The organism is Bradyrhizobium lablabi (genome assembly GCF_018131005.1).
GTDB classification, from domain to species: Bacteria; Pseudomonadota; Alphaproteobacteria; order Rhizobiales; family Xanthobacteraceae; genus Bradyrhizobium; species Bradyrhizobium lablabi_D.
In genome coordinates, this window is sequence record NZ_JAFCJK010000005.1 from 98,710 (window position 1) to 118,626 (window position 19,917).

At 60.1% G+C, this 19,917-nt stretch carries 28 protein-coding genes; 22 read left to right on the forward strand and 6 right to left on the reverse strand.

Going from position 1 to position 19,917, the window contains the following annotated elements:
• Positions 1 to 104 precede the first annotated feature (104 nt).
• From JQ553_RS16415 to JQ553_RS16425, 3 genes are all read left to right on the forward strand, one after another.
• On the forward strand, positions 105 to 1,127 hold the full coding sequence (locus JQ553_RS16415) for a GlxA family transcriptional regulator (RefSeq protein ID WP_212501021.1): 1,023 nt from the start codon (positions 105 to 107) through the stop codon (positions 1,125 to 1,127).
• A 134-nt stretch (positions 1,128 to 1,261) separates the two neighbouring features.
• Entirely contained in the window at positions 1,262 to 2,395 is a 1,134-nt protein-coding gene (locus tag JQ553_RS16420) for an alpha-hydroxy acid oxidase (RefSeq protein ID WP_212501022.1), read from the forward strand.
• A gap of 142 nt (positions 2,396 to 2,537) precedes the next feature.
• Positions 2,538 to 2,741 carry a hypothetical protein gene (locus JQ553_RS16425; protein ID WP_212501023.1) on the forward strand — a complete coding sequence of 68 codons (204 nt, stop codon included), beginning with the start codon at positions 2,538 to 2,540 and terminating at the stop codon, positions 2,739 to 2,741.
• A 150-nt stretch (positions 2,742 to 2,891) separates the two neighbouring features.
• Here JQ553_RS16425 and JQ553_RS34915 read toward each other — a convergent pair whose 3' ends face one another.
• Positions 2,892 to 3,020 carry a hypothetical protein gene (locus JQ553_RS34915; RefSeq protein WP_283817260.1) on the reverse strand — a complete coding sequence of 43 codons (129 nt, stop codon included), beginning with the start codon at positions 3,018 to 3,020 and terminating at the stop codon, positions 2,892 to 2,894.
• Between the two features lie 261 nt (positions 3,021 to 3,281).
• On the opposite strand from JQ553_RS34915, the gene JQ553_RS16430 reads away from it, so the two are divergent.
• Complete coding sequence (locus JQ553_RS16430; RefSeq protein WP_212501456.1) at positions 3,282 to 3,635, forward strand: phasin; 354 nt, start codon at positions 3,282 to 3,284, stop codon at positions 3,633 to 3,635.
• 9 nt (positions 3,636 to 3,644) lie between these two features.
• On the opposite strand, the gene JQ553_RS16435 is transcribed toward JQ553_RS16430, so the two are convergent.
• Entirely contained in the window at positions 3,645 to 3,905 is a 261-nt protein-coding gene (locus JQ553_RS16435; protein ID WP_212501024.1) for a hypothetical protein, read from the reverse strand.
• A gap of 279 nt (positions 3,906 to 4,184) precedes the next feature.
• Here JQ553_RS16435 and JQ553_RS16440 point away from each other — a divergent pair, with 279 nt between their 5' ends.
• Complete coding sequence (locus tag JQ553_RS16440; RefSeq protein ID WP_212501025.1) at positions 4,185 to 4,469, forward strand: hypothetical protein; 285 nt, start codon at positions 4,185 to 4,187, stop codon at positions 4,467 to 4,469.
• A 112-nt stretch (positions 4,470 to 4,581) separates the two neighbouring features.
• Here the strand turns inward: JQ553_RS16440 and JQ553_RS16445 are convergent, their stop codons facing one another.
• Positions 4,582 to 4,767, reverse strand: coding sequence for a hypothetical protein (locus JQ553_RS16445; RefSeq protein WP_212501026.1), 186 nt, complete (start codon positions 4,765 to 4,767; stop codon positions 4,582 to 4,584).
• A 182-nt stretch (positions 4,768 to 4,949) separates the two neighbouring features.
• Between JQ553_RS16445 and JQ553_RS16450 the strand changes: the two genes are divergently transcribed.
• The 7 genes from JQ553_RS16450 (at position 4,950) to JQ553_RS16480 (ending at position 9,646) form a co-directional block, all read left to right on the forward strand.
• Positions 4,950 to 5,222, forward strand: a complete 273-nt coding sequence (locus tag JQ553_RS16450; protein ID WP_212501027.1) for a hypothetical protein — start codon at positions 4,950 to 4,952, stop codon at positions 5,220 to 5,222.
• A 345-nt stretch (positions 5,223 to 5,567) separates the two neighbouring features.
• The gene (locus tag JQ553_RS16455; RefSeq protein WP_212501028.1) at positions 5,568 to 5,729 is read left to right on the forward strand and encodes a hypothetical protein; all 162 of its coding nucleotides are present in this window, start codon (positions 5,568 to 5,570) and stop codon (positions 5,727 to 5,729) included.
• 3 nt (positions 5,730 to 5,732) lie between these two features.
• Positions 5,733 to 5,987: a hypothetical protein gene (locus JQ553_RS16460; protein WP_212501029.1), complete on the forward strand. Its 255-nt coding sequence runs from the start codon at positions 5,733 to 5,735 to the stop codon at positions 5,985 to 5,987.
• Positions 5,988 to 6,150: 163 nt separating this feature from the next.
• Positions 6,151 to 6,294 carry a hypothetical protein gene (locus JQ553_RS16465; protein ID WP_212501030.1) on the forward strand — a complete coding sequence of 48 codons (144 nt, stop codon included), beginning with the start codon at positions 6,151 to 6,153 and terminating at the stop codon, positions 6,292 to 6,294.
• A gap of 175 nt (positions 6,295 to 6,469) precedes the next feature.
• Positions 6,470 to 6,721 carry a hypothetical protein gene (locus tag JQ553_RS16470; RefSeq protein ID WP_212501031.1) on the forward strand — a complete coding sequence of 84 codons (252 nt, stop codon included), beginning with the start codon at positions 6,470 to 6,472 and terminating at the stop codon, positions 6,719 to 6,721.
• Between the two features lie 545 nt (positions 6,722 to 7,266).
• The gene (locus JQ553_RS16475; protein WP_212501032.1) at positions 7,267 to 8,553 is read left to right on the forward strand and encodes a PBSX family phage terminase large subunit; all 1,287 of its coding nucleotides are present in this window, start codon (positions 7,267 to 7,269) and stop codon (positions 8,551 to 8,553) included.
• A gap of 79 nt (positions 8,554 to 8,632) precedes the next feature.
• Positions 8,633 to 9,646 (forward strand): hypothetical protein, encoded by a 1,014-nt coding sequence (locus tag JQ553_RS16480; RefSeq protein ID WP_212501033.1) that lies wholly within the window; start codon positions 8,633 to 8,635, stop codon positions 9,644 to 9,646.
• 102 nt (positions 9,647 to 9,748) lie between these two features.
• Here JQ553_RS16480 and JQ553_RS16485 read toward each other — a convergent pair whose 3' ends face one another.
• Both JQ553_RS16485 and JQ553_RS16490 read right to left on the reverse strand, forming a co-directional pair.
• On the reverse strand, positions 9,749 to 10,099 hold the full coding sequence (locus tag JQ553_RS16485; protein ID WP_212501034.1) for a hypothetical protein: 351 nt from the start codon (positions 10,097 to 10,099) through the stop codon (positions 9,749 to 9,751).
• A 257-nt stretch (positions 10,100 to 10,356) separates the two neighbouring features.
• The gene (locus JQ553_RS16490) at positions 10,357 to 11,532 is read right to left on the reverse strand and encodes a DUF2235 domain-containing protein (protein WP_212501035.1); all 1,176 of its coding nucleotides are present in this window, start codon (positions 11,530 to 11,532) and stop codon (positions 10,357 to 10,359) included.
• Positions 11,533 to 11,559: 27 nt separating this feature from the next.
• Here JQ553_RS16490 and JQ553_RS16495 point away from each other — a divergent pair, with 27 nt between their 5' ends.
• The 4 genes from JQ553_RS16495 to JQ553_RS16510 all read left to right on the forward strand — a co-directional run bounded on the left by JQ553_RS16495 (position 11,560) and on the right by JQ553_RS16510 (position 14,254).
• Entirely contained in the window at positions 11,560 to 11,727 is a 168-nt protein-coding gene (locus JQ553_RS16495; RefSeq protein WP_212501036.1) for a hypothetical protein, read from the forward strand.
• 537 nt (positions 11,728 to 12,264) lie between these two features.
• Complete coding sequence (locus JQ553_RS16500; RefSeq protein WP_212501037.1) at positions 12,265 to 12,516, forward strand: hypothetical protein; 252 nt, start codon at positions 12,265 to 12,267, stop codon at positions 12,514 to 12,516.
• A gap of 244 nt (positions 12,517 to 12,760) precedes the next feature.
• A complete protein-coding gene (locus JQ553_RS16505; RefSeq protein WP_212501038.1) occupies positions 12,761 to 13,336 on the forward strand; it encodes a hypothetical protein in 576 nt (191 codons plus the stop codon).
• 546 nt (positions 13,337 to 13,882) lie between these two features.
• A complete protein-coding gene (locus JQ553_RS16510; RefSeq protein ID WP_212501039.1) occupies positions 13,883 to 14,254 on the forward strand; it encodes a hypothetical protein in 372 nt (123 codons plus the stop codon).
• Positions 14,255 to 14,374: 120 nt separating this feature from the next.
• Here JQ553_RS16510 and JQ553_RS16515 read toward each other — a convergent pair whose 3' ends face one another.
• Positions 14,375 to 14,812 carry a hypothetical protein gene (locus JQ553_RS16515; protein WP_212501040.1) on the reverse strand — a complete coding sequence of 146 codons (438 nt, stop codon included), beginning with the start codon at positions 14,810 to 14,812 and terminating at the stop codon, positions 14,375 to 14,377.
• Between the two features lie 265 nt (positions 14,813 to 15,077).
• Between JQ553_RS16515 and JQ553_RS16520 the strand changes: the two genes are divergently transcribed.
• The 6 genes from JQ553_RS16520 to JQ553_RS16545 all read left to right on the forward strand — a co-directional run bounded on the left by JQ553_RS16520 (position 15,078) and on the right by JQ553_RS16545 (position 19,917).
• Positions 15,078 to 16,322, forward strand: coding sequence for a hypothetical protein (locus tag JQ553_RS16520; RefSeq protein ID WP_249144415.1), 1,245 nt, complete (start codon positions 15,078 to 15,080; stop codon positions 16,320 to 16,322).
• Positions 16,323 to 16,326: 4 nt separating this feature from the next.
• Positions 16,327 to 16,620: a hypothetical protein gene (locus JQ553_RS16525; protein WP_212501041.1), complete on the forward strand. Its 294-nt coding sequence runs from the start codon at positions 16,327 to 16,329 to the stop codon at positions 16,618 to 16,620.
• A gap of 61 nt (positions 16,621 to 16,681) precedes the next feature.
• Entirely contained in the window at positions 16,682 to 17,110 is a 429-nt protein-coding gene (locus JQ553_RS16530; protein ID WP_212501042.1) for a GNAT family N-acetyltransferase, read from the forward strand.
• 339 nt (positions 17,111 to 17,449) lie between these two features.
• Positions 17,450 to 18,676 (forward strand): acyl-CoA dehydrogenase family protein, encoded by a 1,227-nt coding sequence (locus tag JQ553_RS16535; RefSeq protein WP_212501457.1) that lies wholly within the window; start codon positions 17,450 to 17,452, stop codon positions 18,674 to 18,676.
• A gap of 9 nt (positions 18,677 to 18,685) precedes the next feature.
• The gene (locus JQ553_RS16540; protein ID WP_212501043.1) at positions 18,686 to 19,234 is read left to right on the forward strand and encodes a flavin reductase family protein; all 549 of its coding nucleotides are present in this window, start codon (positions 18,686 to 18,688) and stop codon (positions 19,232 to 19,234) included.
• Positions 19,231 to 19,917, forward strand: coding sequence for a TetR/AcrR family transcriptional regulator (locus JQ553_RS16545; protein ID WP_212501044.1), 687 nt, complete (start codon positions 19,231 to 19,233; stop codon positions 19,915 to 19,917). The genes JQ553_RS16540 and JQ553_RS16545 overlap by 4 nt, the downstream gene beginning before the upstream one ends.

The window sequence follows — 19,917 nt, forward strand, 5'->3', positions numbered from 1 at the left end:
GATTTAAGTCCCTGATATCTGCTGCCTAGATTTCGCGACATTGCAGAACCCCAGTATTCCGTCGCGAGCTATACAGGTGTGCCTCGAATGGCTTAAAGGACAATATGCCCTCGAAAACTGCCAAATCGTCGGCCCAACACGAGCCGCAGGAGAAAGTACCCACGCGACGGATCGCGATCGTTGCCTTTCCGGGCGTGACCCTGCTCGACATTTCCGGCCCGGCGCAGGTGTTTGCGGAATTGGAAGCGATCGAATTACCGGGTCCAGGCTATTCGCTGTCCTACCTCTCGTCCTCGGGTGGGCTGGTGCCGACTGACGTCGGCATGATGATCGACACGTCGCCCATCGACGAGATTGAGCCCAACGAGGTCGATACGCTGGTCGTCCCGGGCGGCCCGGGCATCTGGCAGATCCGCAATGACGAGAAGCTGATGGATTGGGTTGGCGAGGTGCTGCCCAAGGCCCGCCGCGTCGCTTCGGTGTGCCTCGGGGCGTTTGCGCTGGCCTGGACGGGGATCTTGGACGGCAAGCGTGCTGCAACGCACTGGCGCTATTGTCCCCGGCTGCAGGACAGCTTCCCCGAGATCCGAGTTGAACCGAATGCGATCTTTGTCAAGGACGGGCGGGTCTGGTCGTCGGCCGGCGTCAGTGCCGGCATCGACCTGGCGCTCGCCATGATCGAGGAGGATTTCGGCCACACGACCGCGCTCGATGTGGCACGCAGGCTAGTAGTGTTCCTGAAGCGGCCCGGCGGCCAAAGTCAATTCTCGACCGTTCTCGCGGCGCAGGCATCTGACGTCGAGGGCCGCTTCAGCGCACTGCATGCCTGGATTATCGAGAACATTGCAAGCGACCTAAAGGTGGAAACGCTCGCCGAAAGAGCCGGCATGACGGCACGCACGTTCGCGCGCACCTATGTCAGCCGCACCGGAATGACGCCTGCCAGCGGCGTCGAGGCGCTGCGGGTCGAGACCGCACGGTTGTTACTCGAAAGCAGCCATATCGGCGGCGTGGTTGAGGTCGCAAAGCGCGCGGGCTTTGGTGATGACGAGCGCATGCGGCGGGCCTTTCTACGGCATCTCGGCGTCTCTCCGACCGAATACCGAAACCGCTTCTCGGGACGGTGACGGCCGGAATTTTTTCTAAAGAAATGTATCTGACGCGCGAATAGCAGGCTTTCGCAAGCGTGCTCATCGTTGAAGGCGGTAGCTTTTCTGGTTTGTCTGCGGCTAATGTGCCGGCCAAAATGGGAGAAGACACAATGAACGATGCGACACCAATGCGGCCGGCGCGCAACGTCGAGCTTGGCGCCAGCGGTGAGGAATACCAGAATCTTCACGAATTCGTGCGGAAGGCTCGCGCCAAACTCAACCAGAACGCCTGGGACTATATTGTCGGCGCGGCCGAGACCGAGACCACGATGCGCCGCAATCGGATGGCGCTGGACGAGATCGCGTTCCGGCCGCGCGTGCTGCGCAACGTCGCGAATGTCGACCCTTCGACCGAGGTCTTTGGACGCAGATTGCGGATGCCGGTGATGATAGCCCCGGTCGGGGCTCTTGAAATCTTCGATCCCGAGGCAGGTGCCGCCGTCGCGCGGGGGGCCGGTGCCTTTGGCGCGGCCCATATGCTCAGTTCGGTCTCCGAACCGGGGTTGGAAAATACAGCTAAGGCCGCTCCCGATGCGTTGCGGATCTTTCAGCTTTACGTGCGCGGTGATGACGGGTTCGTCGAGGACGTCGTGCGCCGCAGCATCGCCAATGGCTACGCCGCATTCTGCCTGACGGTCGATACCGCACACTACAGCCGCCGCGAGCGCGATATCGCCAAGCGCTATGTCCGCGAGAGCCGCCTTCGCGCCACCGGCGGCGATTTCCAGAAGGGACTGGAATGGCGGACGGTGAAATTGATCAAGGACAAGTTCAAGATTCCGCTCATCCTCAAGGGGATCGCGACCGCAGAGGACGCCAGGATGGCGGTCGATCACGGAGTCGACTGGATCTACGTGTCCAATCACGGCGGGCGTCAGCTCGACCACGGGCGTGGTTCAATGCATGTGCTGCCTGAGATTGTCCAGGCGGTCGCAGGCCGCGCCAAAATTATGGTCGACGGCTCGTTCTGCCGCGGCACCGATATCGTGAAAGCGATCATTTCCGGGGCCGACCTCGTCGGCATCGGCCGCCTGCAATGTTGGGCGCTCGCTGCCGCGGGCGAGGTTGGGATCGTCCGGATGCTGGAATTGCTTGAGGACGAGGTGATCCGCTGCCTCGGGCTGCTTGGCGTCACGAGTTTTGCCGAGTTGGACAAGTCCTATCTGCATCCGGGAACGCCTACCAATCCGCCGGGCGTGTTCAGCGCCTTCCCGCTGCTGGATATTGAGCCCTATCGCTATTGAGCCGGTGCGCGCTCGCGCGGGTGGTTTTGCGACTAGATCGCGGTTCATCCGAACCGCGCGCTCGTCGCATAACTCCGTAGCGTCCACGAAGACGCCGCGGCAACGACAAAGTCTGATCGAATTGACCCACTAGGCGGTGCGGATGGCAGAGAACCCGTTCGCTGAATTCCCTCTCGAAAGAGCAATCACACTGCGCTGGGCCCTGCGCGACATCCAGGCTCGCCGGCTGAAACTGTCACCGGTCAGCGACGAGGATTTGCAGGTCCTGACGGACCGTGGCCTGGTCGAATTACAGGATGACGGGCCGGTGCTGACGCCGGCGGGAGCTGCGGTCCTGAGCGGCTAGGCGGCGACGACCCACGTTCCCAAACATGATACGGGATAGTGTGTAGCGGTCATCGCACCATAGCGGTTTCGAGCGAAGTGGGTGGCGGTTCGCATGAAGAAAGCGTGCCAAAGCAAGAATCTAGCACATTGAATCAGAACCGATACCGTTTCAGCGCGCCTTCAGGAAGCTTTCGCCGGAATTGCAGGGCGCGCAACGATAGGTCAGCACGTCGTAAGCTTGGTCGCGCGGCTCGATCAGGGCGAGCCGCATCTGCGCGCCGCACTTCATGCACGGCATTTTTATGGTGGTCTCAAATCGGGTGCACGTCGGTGTCGGCCGAAAGGTGCGTAGCATTGTTTTCCATGTCCCCAGGAGAGAACGCAACGCCACTAACCGAAACGCGAATCACTATGCCACAGTCCTGACATGATTGGAATCCGCGCGGTAACGAGGTCCGGATGCCGGTTTGGGTAAATTTTCCTGACCGGCGAAGCCGTCTGGCGCTGACGTCGCGATATTCTATGCTAACCTCGGCAGATGCTATTTCAGGGAGCGATCATAATGGAGCCGAAACTCGAAGTTCCTGCCGAATTGCGCGACCTTGCGGAAAAGACGATCGACCAGGCTGAGAGGGCCTTCGGCCTGTTCTTCGACGCCGCCACGAAGTCTATGACGGCGATGCCGGGCGCCGGAGCGGATATATCCAAACAGGCGCTCTCGTTCACCGAGCAAAACATGAAGGCCGCATTCGATCACGCGCGAAAGCTGGTGCACGCGACCGACTTGCAGGAGGCAATGCGGATCCAGTCGGAATTTCTGCGTAGCCAGTTCACCAATGCCGGCGAGCATATGCGCCAGATCACCGGCAACGTGATGTCTGCGACGAAGGACGCGACGAAGGGAAAATTCTAGCCCTTGAACCTAGCGCCTGCGCGCAACGGCGACGCCGAACAGGAAGGCAACGAACAGGCTGGCGAGCGGCGCCTCGCGTGTGATCGCGCTTACGGCGGCAAGTGCTCCACCCGGCCGCCGCGAGGAGGCGATTGCTTCGCTCAGTCGATCGACTGCCGCTCGAAGTCCATCCGACACCTCGGTTATCGTGCGCGAAACATCGGTTGCCGTATCGATCGCACGTTCGCCGAGACCTGGTTGCAGTGGTGATTCCGGTGTTTCGAAGCTCATGTGGCGGGCCATCGTTGCACTGATGAAGGAAGCAGCCGCCACCTTTGGCTATCCGCGCGTGCGCATGTTTTGAACAGCGGGTCGGACGACCTTTGGCTATCCGCGACAGGCGCCGTTAAGAACGGCGGGTGGCGGCCACGTCTAGGAAATGCCGAACTCAAGGATTGGTTCCGCAACTGCGCCCGCTTGCCGCGCGCGGGAACTAGAAACTTCCGCACGGGTCAGCGCTTGTTACACCAGCAACAATTGCGGACGTGGATGTAAACCTGGGCGCATGCGATGGCGAAGGCTCGTTTGATCAAGAATCGTGACCGGCATGGCGGCACGCCGCTTGTTATCTCGGCGGTCGTAGCGGTGCTCGGCGTGTCCGGCATGCTGATTGTCGATCATGGTCCGTGGGCCAAGCCGAAGATGAAGACGGCCGCCGTCGCGAACTACACGACGACCGGCGAGGCCGCGCGGGCGGCAGGCGCGACGGTGACGCCGACCGAACCCAAGGCACCGCTCGAGCCCTCTCCGCCGGGGCCAAAGCCTGTCCATCCCGTGAACCAGCCCCCGCCGTAGTCGTCGTTTACCTGGGCTGGGATCGCCGCTCTCGCAACAAATTTGACTCGAGATTTGACTCGTCGGGCAAATCAGCGGCAAAAGCCATGATCGCGAAATCGGAAACGGGCGGTCAACGTACGCTGACGAACATGCCCCAGGCCGCCGCAAGGCCGGCAGCGACCAAAACCAAAAAAGGATTGTCACAAAACATGCCGCCGTACCGGCACAACGTGCCGCCGAGCGAGCCGATTTCGTGATGGTTCGCGGCGTAGAACAGGCCCGACAGGACCGCCAGCACGGCAGCAACGAAATACATCGACGCCTCCTTGCGATGCGAGCGTGGCCGTTTCGACCGACGCCTGTTAAACAACCTTGATGCCGGGTGCGAGCGAGCGCCGACCGACGGCTTGACGCGTCGGGCAAATCAGCGGCACACTGACATCATCAGCAGCAATCATAGAGCGACGGGAGGGCGGTCGGCAGCACGATACGCCCGTTATGCACCAGTTTTCGGCGAAGCAGTTTCTCTCCGTCAAAGTCAATGCCGCGAATTTTACGGATTTCATTCAGTCCTGGAAAAGTTTGACACGTCGGGCAAATCACTGGCATAACACCACCATCGCGAAATTGTTGATGGCCCGCGCGGAGAAATCCGCGGCGGGCTTTTTCTTTGCCTTTTTCCGATCGGACGGCGGCCGCACATCACGACGCTGCATCTCCCCACGCCCGCCGCCTGAGCGTCGGAAGCGCGCCGCCGTCCGAACCCGTTAGAGTCCTGATTGAATCCGAACCGAGCTCTGGACTTCCGTTCTGACGCGTTTCTTCGCGCGGACCGGTACCCACGTGGCTCGAAAAGGCTATGGACCAAGCACGAATTGGCCGGTGCGCGCGAACGCGCCGGCCCTGCGGCGCGGCGAAAGCCGGCGCCGCCCGCGGCCCCTGTGTTCAGGGATAAGGTTCGTGCCCCAAACGATCGCCGCCCGTCGCGCGATCTGCCGCATATTTTATTCCACGGCGCGTCTCGCGTTGCCGATCGATCGACGAGGTTCGCATGGCCGCCTGTCTGATATCGCTCGCGCCTGCGGGCCTGACTACCATCGCACTGCCGGAGGCGACATGAGCGCCGAGATCATTCAATTCATTTCCCGGCCCCGTCACGATTGCGAGAAGACGGATTTCCCGACGATCGCATTCCGTAAGGCTGTGCCTGATCTTGACAAGGATATGATCGACACCACCCTAAGCGAATACCTGCCGTCCGATTGGCAGGAGAAGTAGTAAATGGCGAAGTCGATCACTCAGATACGTTCGCTCGCGCGCAGCCATACGAGAAGCGCAATCAATGCGCTTGTCGGCGTGATGCGATCGACCAGCGCGACCCCGGCTGCCCGGGTCTCCGCCGCCAACGCCATCCTCGATCGCGGCTGGGGCAAGCCTCCGCAAGCTATCGAGAACAGTGATGGAGCGCTGGAGCTTGTCCATCGCATTGAGCGTGTCATCGTCGAGCCTGAGAGTGGCGACAGCAACGACCCTTGAGCCACTACGGCAGCTCGAGATTCAACGAGTCCGTCTGCGGTTGGCCGCTGGGAGTTACTCATCACATTGTGCTTTGTCCTGGCAAACCGGTCTACCAGCCAACCGGCCGCCATGATGTGTGTTCCGTGTGGAATTTGGCAGAGACTACCTTAGCGAGTGCCCCATGCGGTTATTCGAATGGATCGTTGAACTGCTGATCTGGTTTCTGGTCGATCTGGTCGGATACAACGTCGCGCCACTCGTTCTGCCGCTCGTTTCGGTTGGAAGAATTCGCGTGGCGCCCTTCAATTGTGACGAGAGAGTTTAGATCGCTTGGTGGCAGGCGTGACGGAATCGGACGAGCAGAGATGGGGCCGAGCGCGGCCGGCGGGATTGGGCTTATTGTCTGTGCTGTCTGTCTGCCAGTGTTCTTGGGTTTCGTGGGATGATGCGAACCGTGGGATGGGTAGCGACTTCGTGCTCTTTGCTGGAGGTTGATGTCGATGGCAGCCGTGTGGATATTGGATTTGATTTGGTGGTGGGTCGGCCATGCCGTAGCGCGGCTAGTATTGCCGCTTGTCTCGTTCGGCAAGGTGCGGGTCGAACCCCTCGAGTCTCCCAGTGACGGATTTGGTTGGGCAGGTTGCAGACGCATCGAAACGGGGCGCTTGGAGGTCGAATTGACCTTGGCCGCTGGAATCGGAATGGTGATTTATTGTATCGCGCTTGCGGCAGTTTTGTATCTCGTCCACTGACTGCGCCTTGGGAGGTCGCTCGTGTGGATTTTGGCGGAACTGCTCGGGTGGGGATTTGGCTATGCCGTAGGACGGCGGGTTTTGCCCCTTGTTTCATTTGGCAAGGTGCAGGCCGGCCACCTCGAATCCCAAGGATATAATTGGCTCGGTTACAAACGCAATGTTAGCGGGCGTCTAGAAATAGACTCGACCCTCGTTGCCGGTATCGGACTGATAGCCTGTTGCATCGTGCTCGCGGCGATTCTGCACTTCATTCATTAGTTTCGCCTGAGGCAAGCGCTTTCCCGCACTCCGCAAGCCGAGGTGATGGCTCTCCATGGGGCCACGCCTTGCGCTGTGCTGCCTGATCGTCCTGTCACATTCGACGAACGCTTTCTACCGTCGATCTCCGGTCTTCCTGAAGGCTCGGCCGACCGCGTGCGAATCTTAACGACTGGCTCGCCGGCCTGATCGGGCCTCGACTTCGTCAATCATATTTCAAGCCTGACAGTCGCCGCGAGACGGGCAGGCTGGCGTGCGGGCCGACTGCCTTATCGAGAGCATCCTTGTCGATCCTGAAGATACCAACCGCGAAAGTGTTCGAGCCGCTGCTGCAGCCCGCGCGTTACAAAGGGGCGTTCGGAGGCAGAGGATCGGGGAAGTCCCACTTCTTTGGCGAACTCCTGGTCGAGATGTGTCAGGCCGAGCGCGGTACGCTCGCTGTTTGCATTCGCGAGGCGCAGCGGACGCTGGCGCAATCGTCCAAGCGGCTGATCGAAGGCAAGATCGCCTCGCTTGGCGTCGGCGGGGGGTTCAAGGTCTACTCGGACAAGATCGCAACGCCGGGTGACGGTCTTGTCATCTTCCGCGGTATGCAAGATCACACCGCTGACTCGATCAAGTCCTTGGAAGGATTCCGCATCGCCTGGGTCGACGAGGCGCACAGCTTGAGCGCGCACAGCCTCTCGCTGCTGCGCCCGACCATTCGTGCCAAAAATTCCGAGCTCTGGGCATCGTGGAATCCTCGCCGCAAGTCCGACGCGATCGACGATTTTCTGCGCGCGCGAAGACCACCGGGTTCGATCGTCATCCGTGCCAATTGGCGCGATAACCCATGGTTTCCGGCGGTGCTGGAGGAGGAACGGCAGGTCGATCTCTCGCTCTACCCGGATCGATATGAGCACGTGTGGGAAGGAGACTATGTGAGAGCATTCGAGGGCGCCTACTTTGCCGAGATGCTGACGCAGGCGCGCAAGGACGGGCGCATCGGCAAGGTCGCGGCCGATCCTCTGCTGCCGCTCCGCGCGTTTGTCGACATCGGCGGCGCGGGCGCGACGGCGGATGCCTTCACGATCTGGATGGTGCAGTGGGCCGGAAGCGTGATCAAGGTCCTGGACTACTATGAGAGTGTCGGCCAAGTGCTGGCGTTTCACGTCAACTGGCTGCGCTCACGCGGCTATCAGAACGCCATCCTGTATCTGCCGCATGACGGCGTCGCCACCAACAACGTCACCGGCAAGCGCTACGAAGACCATCTGCGCGAGGCCGGCTTCACTGTCGAGCCGCCGGTGAAGAACCAGGGCCGCGGCGCCGCGATGATGCGGATCGAGGCGCTGCGCAGGCTCGGCCCGCAGATCTGGTGGAACGAGGCGACGACAGAAGCCGGTCGTGATGCCATCGGCTTCTACCACGAGCGCAAGGACGAGGCGCGGAATGTCGGGTTGGGTCCGGAGCATGACTGGTCCAGCCACGCGGCCGATGCGCTCGGGCTCATGGCGATCTGCTACGAGGCGCCGGGGAGGGCGGGGAGTTTCAATCGGGTGATCCGATACCGGGAGCAGGGGTGGTTGTGAAACAGGACCCTCGCGGTCACTTGCGCGGACTCGACGGTTACAAGCAAGAACACGTCATCATGGACAAGGAATTGCAGTAATGGTCGCCATCAATTTTCGCGGCGGATACGAATTCGATCCCGAAACCTATGCTATCGGCGGTGGCATGCTGAGGCGGGCGATTCAACAACAGAACCTGCAGCAGCAGGGCTATGATTTCAGCTCAGCACCGAACGGCACGCCCAACACCAACAACGACAGCTTTGGCAGCCCGCAAAGCGGCATGCTCCGCAGGCTTCACACTCTGGAAGCGGAGCAGGGCCGGTATCAGCCAATTCCAGGTACTGGCGAACGAGTGATTCCTCTGCCGCAAGATCCAAACTTCAGGCAGCTTTCGCGGCTTCCGAACAGTGCCCCGCCGCCGTCGGCCGACTCTTCTGCGTCACCGGCGACAGCCTCACAATCGATCCAACAATCTGAGGCCGATCAGGCACGACAAGCGAGAGAGGCTGCGGCCGCGCGACTGGCTCGCGGAGTTAGGAGCGCGGCCCGAGCAGAAGCGCCGCCCCCGGACTCGGTTGATATCGCGAAGTCGGCGGGCATCGGCCTGGCCCATGGTACCATCAACACGCTAGGGCTGCCCGGAGAGGCTTTGACTGGATTTGGCTATCTGCCGAACAATCTGGTGTTAAACGGGTTGCGGCGCGCGATCGGACTTGCGAAACTTGCCCCCAATGAACCGGACTACATCAGGCAATACGCAACACCGGATGCCATTCAGCAATTTATCGAGCGATATGGCCCCTGGGAGTTCGATTTCTATCAACCGAAGACCAGAGCGGGGCGCTTGACTGAGACGATTGCCGAGTTTGTGCCGGCTCTCCTTGGCGAAGCGGGAATCGCCGCGCGTCTCGGTGGGCCCGCCGCGGCTCGGGTGCTAACCGAGTTACCCGAGACGATCGTCAAGCATGCCGTCGCGCCCGGAATTGTGGTTCAAGGCGTTGAAGAAGCCTACCCGGAGAGCCAGGCAGGAGAGGCGTTGCAGAAAGTCTATCCCGTTGCGCGGCGCGTGCTTCCGACCGTACTCGCCGCGAAAAGGTACCTCGGCCGCTGAAGCAGCAGCCCGTGCCATCGTGATCGCATTTTGGACCGCGCGGCAGGTTTCGTCCGGCCGCAGCCATTCCGATGCTTCGCCCATGAACTCGCGTGCGCCAGCTCAATGGTGGTGGTGGTGCAGGAGGAGGGACTTAAGAAGAGGACTCAGGATTGCCCTGATGCCTTTGGCCGCCGGCCAACGCGCTTCAGCCATTCGGAACAGCTTGTCGTATATCCAATACGCAGAGGCAAGCCATACCCATCCTCCGATAATGAAGAAGAGAATGACCCAGACGGGGGGGGCGCCATTCTGCTCGATGTCCGTAGTCATGAAGAGGATGAAGTTAAACACGATGAGAAAGCAACAGAACCACACGACAGCGATCCAGGACGCCACGCGGCGAAATGTTGACCTGCGCGGGGCTTGTTCGGGTGGTGCTTCTGCTTGCTGTAGGTCCTGTTCGCTGCTCATGATCCGCGTGGCCGATGGTTTTCTGCGCGTGGTGCGGTTTGCGTTACGGCGGCTGAGTCAATCCTGACCCGATTAATGACGTAATGTGCTGGAGGAAGCAAAGCAGCATAACGGTAAGTTCGGCGAGATTCCTAATCGTTCGCGCCATGCGCCGGAAGGATTCCTTCGTGTGACGTGCGTCCATTCCCACCCCGAGGTTTTCAGCCAGGGCAAAGATGACCTCCTCCAATCTTAAAGTAATGTTCCCCTCCGGACGATTAGTTCGGAACCGCCGTCGCCGGATCGTCGGCTCTTACCGTACTCGCTATCTTCGCAAGATCGACTTTCTTCGCCTTGGCCCACGCTTCCAGCGCTGGCGGGCGATAGGTTGGGTCGTTGCGCCAGCGTTCGAAGACCGAGGCATCGATCGTCTCGTTGATGTTGACGACGCCCGGTCCCTCGTCCCTCGGGGGGGCGCCAATCGGGCGGTAATAGGCGCGGTCGAACGTGAACAGGCGATATAGGCCACCCATGAACTCGCCGTAGGAATCGGAGACCTTTCCAGCGATGGCGTTCGGATCGACCTCAAATCCGTCGCGGAAGGCGAGGCCGAGGGCGTTGGCCTTACGCTCCAGCCATTTGAACGGGAGGCTGGCCAGCGGATCGTCGAAACAGCCGCCGCCGACATTGGCGTGGGCGCCGACGAACCAGCGCTGCTCGGTGCGCTCGATCGGCCGCGGTTTTGCATTGGTTGCGCCCTCATTGCTCCAGAGCGTTGGCGCGAACGCCTTGCGGTGCTCGTCGATCGCCAGCGCATGAAAAGCGTATTCGTTGTTCTGGCGCAGCCCGGTATTGAGGAAGGGATAGGCCGATCCCCTGATTTGCTGAAGCAGCGGGAAGGGAACGCCGAGTGCGCCGACGGTGTCGAACACGCCGAGGAACTTGATCGGCACGGCTTGCGCGTATTTTACCATCCAGCCTTCCTCGAAGCTGAAATCGGTCGTGCCCTCGTCGCGCGCCGCGATCAGTTCGCGGATGGTCCGCTGCCTCGGGCGACGATAGCGCTTGTAGAGCTGGTTGACGCCGAGCGGCGCGCCGCTCTGCAGCAGGCCGCATTTTGAAACGAAGCCGGACAGGCTGCGCGCGGTGTAGGCGCCGCGGCTGAAGCCGAAGATGAAGATGTCGTCGCCCGGGGCGTAGTTCTCGATCAGCCATTCATAGGCGCTGGTGATCGCTGTGTCGATGCCGGTGCCGAACATGCCGCCGCGGATGCGCTCGCCGAACTTGGTGCCGAGCCCGGTGCTGTAATAGGCGCGCTGCTCGCGCCCGTCAGCACTCACGGACGCAAACAGCGCGCGGAAGCGCCAGATGTTGGTGTTGTCGCTGACCTGATTCCAGGTGCCGTCGAGAAACAGCGCCAGACGCTTCTTCAAGGCGGAGGTCGTATCGGGCATGCTGGCTCCGCAATGTCAGGAGATCGAATGACTGCTGTTCAAGTCGCGGCGATTGTCGGCCTGCTCGGGCTTGTGAGCGGAATGGTCGCTGTGAACGCGGCACGGTCGCCGAACGCCGCGCGACTCGGCACAGTCGGCGCGCTGCTCGGTGTGATATTGCTCGCTCTAGTAGCGCTTTATCAGTTGATCGTCTAGGCGCCCTGGGGCTCGCGCCGAGAGCCCGTGAAAAGCTCACTTCGCGCAGAAGCGGAACGGCAGTCACCTTTCAACGGCTAGCGGTGACGTTTCACTTCTTACATCGTGGAGTTGGGTGATGTCGTGGCGCGATATGATGCAAAGGGTATTGTCTCCAGTTGGCGAGCTTGAGCCCCATATCACGAGTCGATACGGCGAGGTGGAGGGGAGGCCTCCAGGCTCAACGAATTCACACAGGAGTGTTGATCGCACCGGGAGCCGTGTCGGTGACTTGTTGATCTTGCATCTCCACTCGCATCTGCTGACCGATTTCTCAGCGAGTTCGATCGTCAGGCTACTGGCTTCGTCACGTTGCTCCTTGGAGGCGCTCTTTGACGGACAAGGAGGGGCTTCCGACCTGGAGGTGAGTTCGCGCGTGAGATCAAGGGAGTTTGCATACGCTCAAGTTGGTTGACGTTGTTCATCGTTTGTTCTACATACGCGAGCTCGCGCATCCGTGCAACTCCTCCGCGAGGCCCATTCCGGGCGAAGGCAATCATGGTCATCTTCGACATACTGATCGACATCGTCGGATACACGGCAGCACGGCTCATCCTGCCACGTCTTTCATTCGGCAGGATGTGTGTCGAACCCCCCACTTCGGGTCACAGGAGGTTCAATGCGCTCGGCTGCCGGCGCGACGAAAGCGGGCGAATAGAGATGGAGCAAACCGTTGCTGGCTGGATCGGAGTTGTCACCTGCTTCGCCGCGCTCCTCGCGGTCATCCTGCTCATTGAAGCCGTTGCTTAGGAGCGCTGGCTTCAATCTGGGAACGATCCGAAAGCTCAGATCAACGCGATGCGGATGACGAAGATTGGCTCATGCGCTTGCTCCGCCCCGCCGGCGCTCGCTCACCCCTTCACCTCCGGTCTCGATCCGGTTCTGCTGCGAGCCGTGCGTCGCCGGAAAGTGCGGTTTTCTGTGATCGGATCCGCTGATTGCCCGTGGACTAGTGATCACACACATCAAGCGTTCAGAACCAAGGCTTTCATCCATGACAAAAATGTCCCCATCCGACCTGAAGGCGATGCTTGCCTCTGAAAAGGCCAATGCGCTCGCGGCGGTGTCTGCGGCGCGCCTGGCCGAAGATCGTGCCGACGCCATGGACTATTACCTCGGAGACATGCGCAAGGACATGCCGGCGCAGGACGGTCGCTCGCGCGCGGTGTCGACCGATGTCGCCGACACGATCGAAGCGTTGATGCCCGCGCTGATGGATATTTTCGCGGGCTCCGACGAGGTTGTGCGCTTCGAGCCGGTGGGTCCGGAGGACGAAGCCGCCGCACAGCAGGAGACGGATTACGTCAATCACGTCTTCATGCAGCAGAACCCGGGCTTCATGACGCTCTACGCCTTCGTCAAGGATGCGCTGCTGTCGAAAGTCGGCATCGCGAAAGTGTGGTGGGAGGAGCGCGAGGAGGAGAGCCGCGAGACCTATTACGATCTCAGCGACGACCAGTTCGCGCTACTTGCGCAGGCGGTGATAGAGTCGAACGGCGCGCTGAAGATCATCGAGCACACCGTGCACGATCCGGCGGTTCGGGCCACGGGAACGGAGGCGACGAGCTGAGGAGGTGTTGCTCCAACAGGGTCGCGCCTAAAAGGTGGCCCCAAGGAGCAAAAAGCTGCAAACTCCCCAGGCCATAGTGATCCACTCGGTGCGGATCGCTTTCTGACGATAGACACGATCCAGCTTGGCCAGCTTCTCCAGTTTGATGGCGCGGGCAAGGAGCCGGAATCCGAAGATGCTGGGTATGGGCATAGTCCGAAAAGCGGGCGCCGGGCACGAGATTGTTCAAGGCAAGCCGCATATCGTTTCCCCACCATGCAAAGAGAGCGAGCGTGCCGGCAAGCCAGTCCTTGACCAGGATTGAGCGTAGAACAGCGCGGCGACGTACGTGGTGATTTCGTCCACAGACTGTGCCGTCTGCGCGGTCGCTCACGATTATGTGGCGCCGACCACTGGAGACAGCAATGGCTGATCGTGAACGCGGCATCCACTGGCCGGATGGAGGGTCTTGGACAATCCCGATTCCCTTCACTGCATGCGGAATGGCAAAGCCCGTGGTTGTTCAGTGCATAGTCTCACCAGTCACCGACTCTCGGAGCAACCACCATGTCTGCCGTATTCTTCGTCATAACCGCAATTGCAGCGATCTGGTCGATCGTCAGATACGAAATCCTTCACCGCGAACTCGTCGGCGTGCTTCCTCCGCAATTCCAGGATCTGGAAATGTCGCGATATGCGCTTTCTGTGTATGCGCTTGACCCGGCGACGCCGCTATCACTGCAAGCCGAATACATGAAGGTTCTATATGTCTCCTGCGCTTTGCCCTTGGGAGTCTCACTTGCGCTCTTTGCGTCCGGAAACTTGGCTCTTGGTTGGCTCTGCCTGGCTGGGTTCTGTTGGGCCGGCTATTTCACTTTCAAGTCCCGAAATACCTATCGGGAAAATTGCTTTCGCGTACGTGACGCGACAGAGGGGTAAGCATGACAGCAGGAACCTATGGCGGAAGGACATTTGGGTGGCCTTGGGGCGGGGGAAACAGCGCCTTGCTTAGCCCGAGAGTTGGCAGCGTAGCAAACGCCAACCGTTGCCCGCCCGGTATCAACCCTTGAAATAGTAGACGACAAACACCAAGAGCACGCTACCCGCTCCTATCCACGCATACGTAATGCGTTCGTTGCGGATCGCCCGCACGAGATGTGTGCGGCCAGCGTCGGTCAGGCGTGCCGGGTCGATCCTGGTTGCGCGGGTGTCGTCTGTACCATCGAGATTAAAAATGCGTCGAAGCAAATGTACAGCGACGGCCAAGCCGGGACCGATGAACAGGGCGTCAACGAGCCAGACCGAACCGTCACGCAGGGAACGCAAGCGTGAACGTTGAACTTCCGTGCACTGTTCATCCGGCGCGATGTTTTCGAGAACGGTCTCCGCATCTCGCGCATTCATTGACGTGAGAAAATAAAGCCCACAAAGCCAAGTCGCGATAAGGCCACAAAGCAGATAGGTCATCGTTGTCCCAGTCAATTTCAATACCGCCATGAATCATCGCAATTGGCGCCACGCGCCAAGCCGCGTGTTTCTTTAGGATAGTGAGCGCCACCAAAGGTTTCAACTTGGAGTTTGAAATGGCAGGAAGCGAAAGTAAGGTCCGATGGCCGGATGGAGTGTCGCTCTCGGGCGGCCTGGCCGACCCTTTGCAAGGCTACGTGCGCAACAATTATCTGCGCAGATAGACCGCACAGGACATTGCGCGAGCGCATGTCACGCGCTCAAGCCATCACCTCTATCAGATGAGTTCCACGAAATGGCTGTTTCCCTGCTTCCCGGACCGGCGGCGATGCCGCTTGCCGCGCCCGTCACCCACGACGTCACCATGGTCACCACGCGAAAGCTCGCGCAGGCGAGGGTAATGGGTGTCCCGCCGGAGGAATTCGGCGTCGAGCGAGGCGCGCGCAGCATCCGCGACTGCAACTATTGCTTTCACGAGGTAGTGACCAAGACGGAAGCGCAACTGATCGCCGAAGGTTTCGACGCCGCGCAGATCAAGTCGTTGAACGACTATGTCGGCGACGCCAATATCGAGACGCTGGCGCGCGACACCGCAGACGAGCATTTCGGCATCGGTACGAGCGGCACTAACTTGGCAGCAAGACTCGTTCGCGTCACCGAACACTATGTGCGGATGGACTATGAGGGCAACGGCCGGCCGTGCCTCTATCAGGTGATTACCGGCGGAGATCAAGGCGAAATCCTGCGCAAGGACGGACGTGACTGCATCACGCCGTTCGATACCATGCCGTTCGCGGCTACGACGCCGGTGCCGATGACCCATCGCTTCTTTGGTCGCTCGATCGCCGAGCTTGTCATGCCGCTGCAGCGGGAGAAGACGGCGCTGAAGCGCGGGGCGCTCGACAATCTTTATCTGCACAACAATCCGCGCGTCGAGGTGGCCGAGAGCAATGCCGGCCCCAACACGCTCGACGATCTCCTGGTGTCGCGGCCGGGTGGCGTGGTGCGAACCAAGACGCCTGGCGGCCTGAATTGGCAGGTGGTGCCCGACATCACCTCGTCGATCTATCCAATGATGCAATACCTCGACGCCGAGCTCGAGAGCCGCACCGGACTCAGCCGCCAGTCGCAGGGCATCGACGCCAATGCGTTGCAGAACCAGTCGGCGACCGCGGTGGCTCAAATGTTCTCGGCGTCGCAGATGCGGGTCAAGCTGATCGCGCGCATCATGGCCGAAGGCGTGCGCGACATCTTCGCGCTGCTGCATGGCACGATCCGCAAGCACGGCCAACAGCAGCAGACAGTGAGGCTGCGCAATGCCTGGGTCACCGTCGACCCGCGCAGCTGGAAGACGCGCGATGATCTGACCATCAATGTCGGGCTCGGCACAGGCGGCAAGCTGCTGGTGTGGGACAAGGTTCTTGGCCTTGGCGTGACCGACCCGTTGGCAGGATTTGCAGCGGCCACCGCAAATCTGGTCGTGGCATTTTATTTCGCTAAACGAGGCTTCGAGAATGTCGCGCGGATCATCAGGCGGTGAGCCGATGCACGAAACCGATGTCAGGTCCATCGTTATTGAAGCGTTAGCGGAGCAGGAGCGAATTCGCCGAAGTGATATCGACGCAGTCGTCCTGCAGACGGTGGCGACGATCTTGACCTCTTTCGGCATCGAGGACGCGGATCGCCGAGAGCTGCGGGCCGACTTCCAGCACCTGCGGCGCTGGCGCAGGAGCGTAGAGCAGGCTCAGAATTTCACTTTCAAGGCGGTCATCACGATAATCGCGACCGGCCTTGTAGGCGCCGTTTGGATGGGTATCAAGACGACGCTCGGAAAGTGATCATTTTCATCTTCTCCGTTGGCGACGTGCGAGCTAGGTTTGAGAAGGACGAAGGTGGGCCATGTACCGGATACGCGAAGTTGATGGGCAGGACGATGACGTTGCCGATGCGCTTTCCGAGTTGCACCAACTGACGTTCTGCGACGGTGCCCGTATTCCAGAATTCGATCACGGGCATTGGTGGATAGCCTTCTATCGGGAGAAGCCGATTGCTTTTGCAGGTATTATTCCTTCAACTCATGTCGTCAACGCAGGTTACCTTAGTCGCGTCGGGGTCCTGGCGCGCCACCATGGCCATGGCTTGCAACTACGTTTGACACGCGCATTAGAAGCTCGCGCCCGGCGTGTTGGCTGGACTGCGATGGTCTCGGATACGACCGATAACGTCGTCTCAGCAAACAACTTCATCCGCAGCGGTTACACCCTATTCCGGCCCGCATCGGCTTGGGCTTGGCCTCATACGCTGTATTGGTGGAAGGAACTCGTTTGAGGTGGCGACAAGTGGGTAGTCCTGTCTCTCGCATGATTGAAAGCTGGACCGACGCGAGACCTCCCAAATGCCCGAAAGCCCGGCGGCTCCACGCCGCTGGGCTTTTTTTGCGTTTGTGGGCGAGCCCTTTCTGGCAGCGCGAGATCTGCGGTGAGACAGCGCTGTGGCGTTGGCAGGCCAGAGCTAGCGCCGAGGTGGCGAATGGCAGCACCGATGGATACGCAAGGGTTGGAGTCAAGCATGTTCGCACATGCCTTGAACATCGGTGATCAGTCGATAAACTACATGGCGGGTTCGGCAGGATTCTGGGCGGAGCGAAGGCTGACGAAGGAAATGCCAATGGCAGGGAGTGGCCGCAAGCCTGGTGCAAATGCTCCGACGGGGCCCGGCTCGGATGCCTACGCGATCATGGTCGCCAGGGCCAGGGCGTTGATCCCTGCGTTGCGGGAAAGGGCCTCTAGAACAGAAGAATTGCGCCGATTGCCGCCGGAGACGGAGCGAGATCTGCACGATAGCGGGCTGTTTCGGATCTTGCAGCCAACGCGCGTCGGAGGCGGCGAACTCGACTATGTTGCCCTGGTCGATTGTGCCGATGCCCTTGGGCAAGGCGATGCCTCCGTTTCATGGAACTTTGCCAATCTGGCCAGCCATCACTGGATGCTCGGCATGTTCGCGCTCGAGGCGCAGAATGCGGTCTGGGGTGAGGACCCAAGCGCCCTGATTGCGTCGTCTTTCGTCTTTCCAGCAGGACGAGCAAGAAAGGCCGATGGCGGATATGTCTTGAACGGCCATTGGCCATTCTCGTCCGGGGTCGAATCCTGCGAGTGGAATATGCTCGCCAGCATCGTCGCGTCCGACGATGAAGCCGACGGGATCGAATATCGCCTCTTCTTGCTGAACAGGCGGGACTACAGCATCAACGATATTTGGAACGCCGCCGGTTTACGAGGAACGGGATCGAACGACGTTCAAGTGACGGATGCGTTCGTCCCCGAACAGATGACCGTCGCGGTGAGCGATTTGACCGGCGGCCCGACGCCGGGCAGCGTCGTAAATCCGAGTGCGCTTTATGCGCTTCCCGTATTCTCGTTGTTTCCATATGTGTTGTCGGGGGTCGGACTCGGAAACGCGCAGGCCTGTCTCGACGATTATGTTGAGATCGCGCGACATCGGGCGTCGACATACAACAGAGCCAAGCTCGGGGACTTGCAGAGCACGCAGATCAAGATCGCGCAGGCGTCAGCCAAGATCGACGCCGCGCGTCTCATCATGCGAATGAACTGTATCGAAGCGCTGGCAGCGGCTCGTTGTGGGCAAATTCCGGATATCGCAGCCAAAACAAAATTGCGGCGCGACGGTGCATTCACGGTCAATTTGTGTACCGATGCAGTGTCGTTGTTGTTTGCGGCGAGCGGCGCTCGCAGTCTGTTCACGTCGGGCGCTCTGCAACGTCAGTTCCGCGATGCACATGCGGTGAATTCGCACCTCGCGTTCAATTTCGACGCGGCGGGGACAAATTATGGACGAGTAGCGCTGGGGCTACCGTCCGAAAATCTGACACTTTGAGGCCGATGGATGTCTGACTCGCACAAGCATCCGGAAGATCCGGCCAATGAACTTGCAAGCTACAACTCGGCGATCGACCCCCGTGATTTCCGCAATGCGCTCGGCATGTTCGCTACAGGCGTGACCATTGTTACCGCGATGTCGGCAGAGGGACGACCGTATGGGGTGACCTGTAACTCGTTTGCGTCGGTGTCGCTCAATCCGCCGTTGGTGCTCTGGAGCCTCGGCACGTTTTCTCAGGGACTCACCATCTTCCAGAATGCCAGTCACTTCGCAGTGAATGTCCTTGGCGCATCACAGGAGGCGCTGGCGTCGCAATTCGCGAAGTCGTCTGCAGACAAGTTCGTCGGGGTAGACTGGTTGCCGGGACTTGGAAGCGCCCCCGTGCTTGCCGACGTCGTCGCCAACTTTCAGTGTCGCGCCGCTAACCGCTATTATGGTGGCGATCACGTCATTTTTCTGGGAGCGGTGGAAGCCTACGCTTACAATCGGCGGGAGCCATTGCTGTTCGCTCGGGGCGGTTTCGGGCGGTTTGTTGCAAGCAGCAAAGCGTCATGATCCGGAAAGGATCCGTCAGGCAAACGCGTGCCCGGCACAGGCGATTGCCACCTGACGACCGTCGCATTGAATTCGTCACGAAGGCGACAGAACTGTTCTCGGAAGAGGGATTCGGCGGTGGCACGCGGGCGTTGGCCCGCAAGCTCGGTGTCACCCAGCCGCTACTCTACCGCTATTTTCCAAGCAAGGACGAACTGATCAAAGAGGTCTATCGCAAGGTCTATCTCGATCCGCTCGAGACTGGCTGGGAAAAATTGTTATCGGATCGATCTCGGCCGCTGCGCGCGCGGCTGCAGGAGTTCTACGAGGCTTACACGAACGCGATCTTCACGCGCAAATGGCTTCGAATCTATCTCTATTCGGGTCTAAAGGGCCTCGACATCAACCGTTGGTATGTCGGCATGGTCAAGGACAAGATCCTGACTCGCATCATCAGGGAGTGTCGCCACGATGCGGGACTGGAGGCGCAAAGCAAGCCAAGTCCGGCCGAGTTGGAACTAGCTTGGGTGTTTCACGGCGGAATTTTCTATTACGGTGTGCGCAAATACATCTATGAGGCGCCTGTTCTTGAGGACAAGACGCAGATGATCGGTGACGCGCTGGATGTCTTTCTCGCCGGCTTTAGCCGAATAGCCGAAGACTGTGCCCATCGTCGGCGAATTCCAGTCAAGATTATGACTTGA

Excerpts from the sequence above, each read along its gene's own strand:
- JQ553_RS16480 (WP_212501033.1), top strand. The coding sequence starts at position 8,633 with ATGGTCGCCATCAATTTTCGCGGCGGATACGAATTCGATCCCGAAACC.
- JQ553_RS16545 (WP_212501044.1), top strand. The coding sequence starts at position 19,231 with ATGATCCGGAAAGGATCCGTCAGGCAAACGCGTGCCCGGCACAGGCGA.
- JQ553_RS16450 (WP_212501027.1), top strand. The coding sequence starts at position 4,950 with ATGCACCAGTTTTCGGCGAAGCAGTTTCTCTCCGTCAAAGTCAATGCC.
- JQ553_RS16415 (WP_212501021.1), top strand. The coding sequence starts at position 105 with ATGCCCTCGAAAACTGCCAAATCGTCGGCCCAACACGAGCCGCAGGAG.
- JQ553_RS34915 (WP_283817260.1), bottom strand. The coding sequence starts at position 3,020 with ATGCCGTGCATGAAGTGCGGCGCGCAGATGCGGCTCGCCCTGATCGAG.
- JQ553_RS16520 (WP_249144415.1), top strand. The coding sequence starts at position 15,078 with ATGGCTGTTTCCCTGCTTCCCGGACCGGCGGCGATGCCGCTTGCCGCG.
- JQ553_RS16510 (WP_212501039.1), top strand. The coding sequence starts at position 13,883 with ATGTCTGCCGTATTCTTCGTCATAACCGCAATTGCAGCGATCTGGTCG.
- JQ553_RS16525 (WP_212501041.1), top strand. The coding sequence starts at position 16,327 with ATGCACGAAACCGATGTCAGGTCCATCGTTATTGAAGCGTTAGCGGAG.
- JQ553_RS16515 (WP_212501040.1), bottom strand. The coding sequence starts at position 14,812 with ATGGCGGTATTGAAATTGACTGGGACAACGATGACCTATCTGCTTTGT.
- JQ553_RS16465 (WP_212501030.1), top strand. The coding sequence starts at position 6,151 with ATGCGGTTATTCGAATGGATCGTTGAACTGCTGATCTGGTTTCTGGTC.
- JQ553_RS16540 (WP_212501043.1), top strand. The coding sequence starts at position 18,686 with ATGTCTGACTCGCACAAGCATCCGGAAGATCCGGCCAATGAACTTGCA.
- JQ553_RS16530 (WP_212501042.1), top strand. The coding sequence starts at position 16,682 with ATGTACCGGATACGCGAAGTTGATGGGCAGGACGATGACGTTGCCGAT.
- JQ553_RS16490 (WP_212501035.1), bottom strand. The coding sequence starts at position 11,532 with ATGCCCGATACGACCTCCGCCTTGAAGAAGCGTCTGGCGCTGTTTCTC.
- JQ553_RS16420 (WP_212501022.1), top strand. The coding sequence starts at position 1,262 with ATGAACGATGCGACACCAATGCGGCCGGCGCGCAACGTCGAGCTTGGC.
- JQ553_RS16435 (WP_212501024.1), bottom strand. The coding sequence starts at position 3,905 with ATGAGCTTCGAAACACCGGAATCACCACTGCAACCAGGTCTCGGCGAA.
- JQ553_RS16455 (WP_212501028.1), top strand. The coding sequence starts at position 5,568 with ATGAGCGCCGAGATCATTCAATTCATTTCCCGGCCCCGTCACGATTGC.
- JQ553_RS16440 (WP_212501025.1), top strand. The coding sequence starts at position 4,185 with ATGGCGAAGGCTCGTTTGATCAAGAATCGTGACCGGCATGGCGGCACG.
- JQ553_RS16470 (WP_212501031.1), top strand. The coding sequence starts at position 6,470 with ATGGCAGCCGTGTGGATATTGGATTTGATTTGGTGGTGGGTCGGCCAT.
- JQ553_RS16445 (WP_212501026.1), bottom strand. The coding sequence starts at position 4,767 with ATGTATTTCGTTGCTGCCGTGCTGGCGGTCCTGTCGGGCCTGTTCTAC.
- JQ553_RS16425 (WP_212501023.1), top strand. The coding sequence starts at position 2,538 with ATGGCAGAGAACCCGTTCGCTGAATTCCCTCTCGAAAGAGCAATCACA.
- JQ553_RS16495 (WP_212501036.1), top strand. The coding sequence starts at position 11,560 with ATGACTGCTGTTCAAGTCGCGGCGATTGTCGGCCTGCTCGGGCTTGTG.
- JQ553_RS16505 (WP_212501038.1), top strand. The coding sequence starts at position 12,761 with ATGACAAAAATGTCCCCATCCGACCTGAAGGCGATGCTTGCCTCTGAA.
- JQ553_RS16535 (WP_212501457.1), top strand. The coding sequence starts at position 17,450 with ATGGCAGGGAGTGGCCGCAAGCCTGGTGCAAATGCTCCGACGGGGCCC.
- JQ553_RS16485 (WP_212501034.1), bottom strand. The coding sequence starts at position 10,099 with ATGAGCAGCGAACAGGACCTACAGCAAGCAGAAGCACCACCCGAACAA.
- JQ553_RS16500 (WP_212501037.1), top strand. The coding sequence starts at position 12,265 with ATGGTCATCTTCGACATACTGATCGACATCGTCGGATACACGGCAGCA.
- JQ553_RS16460 (WP_212501029.1), top strand. The coding sequence starts at position 5,733 with ATGGCGAAGTCGATCACTCAGATACGTTCGCTCGCGCGCAGCCATACG.